General features: G+C 65.1%; 2 protein-coding genes. Both read left to right on the plus strand.

Features of this window, described 5'->3' with window-relative positions; all coding sequences use genetic code 11:
• On the plus strand, positions 1-552 hold a 552-nt coding region (locus ENZ74_RS33185), incomplete at its 5' end, for an FAD-dependent oxidoreductase (protein WP_164761468.1).
• A gap of 91 nt (positions 553-643) precedes the next feature.
• A partial coding sequence (locus ENZ74_RS33190) for a zinc-ribbon domain-containing protein (RefSeq protein ID WP_206522400.1) occupies positions 644-860 on the plus strand: 217 nt, incomplete at its 3' end.

Raw genomic sequence — 860 nt, forward strand, 5'->3', positions numbered from 1 at the left:
CCTCGAAGGCGAGCACCGCCGGCCCTGCCCGACACCCATTTTGGCGCCTTCTTCGACCTGCCGATGGGCATGCTGACCAAATTGCCGGTCGAAATATCGGGCACAAGGCTCGGGCTGCAGCCTTTCGACGACCTGCTGATCGAACGGATGGCCAGGCACGACATCTATTTCCTGTGCTTCCCGTTCGACCTTGACCTGATGGTCGGGTTCGTCGGCGGCGATTTCGCCTGGGAAATGTCGGCGGCCGGCGAGGCGGCCGGCATCGACTTCGTCGTCGACCGGCTGTGCGGCATCTTCGGTGGCGATACGCGCAAGCATGTCGGACGCGCCATGATGACCAATTGGGGCGGCGAGCGCTTCGTGCGCGGCGCCTACGTCGCCGCCCGCCCTGGCCGTTCACTGGCGCGCGCCGCGCTCATGCAGCCGGTGGCCGACAAGATCTTCTTCGCCGGCGAGCACTTGGCCGGCCCGCTGATGCAGACCTGCGGCGGCGCACGGCTGTCGGGCGAAGCGGTGGCAAGACAGGTTGTCGCCCAGCTTGCGGCCAAATAGCTTCAGGAAAATGTGGAACGCCGCGCGGCTGTTCGCGTTGGGCACGGGCCGCCGTGAACATCTATGTCACCTCCGGTGAATTGAGACCGACATGAAACTCTTCGACTGCCCCCATTGCGGCCATCGCATCTATTTCGAGAACGCCCAGTGCCTGAACTGCGGGAACCCCGTGCTCTACGATCCCGAGCACGCCTGTTTCGCGCTGGCGAGCGCCGACGGCATCTTCCAGTGCACCAACGCCGATGAATGCGCCTGCAACTGGATGGCCGAGCCCGGACACGCCTTTTGCCGCGCCTGTGCGCTCAACC

Origin of the sequence: Mesorhizobium sp. M7A.F.Ca.CA.002.15.2.1, from assembly GCF_003998715.1 — a bacterium.
Lineage (GTDB): Bacteria > Pseudomonadota > Alphaproteobacteria > Rhizobiales > Rhizobiaceae > Mesorhizobium > Mesorhizobium ciceri.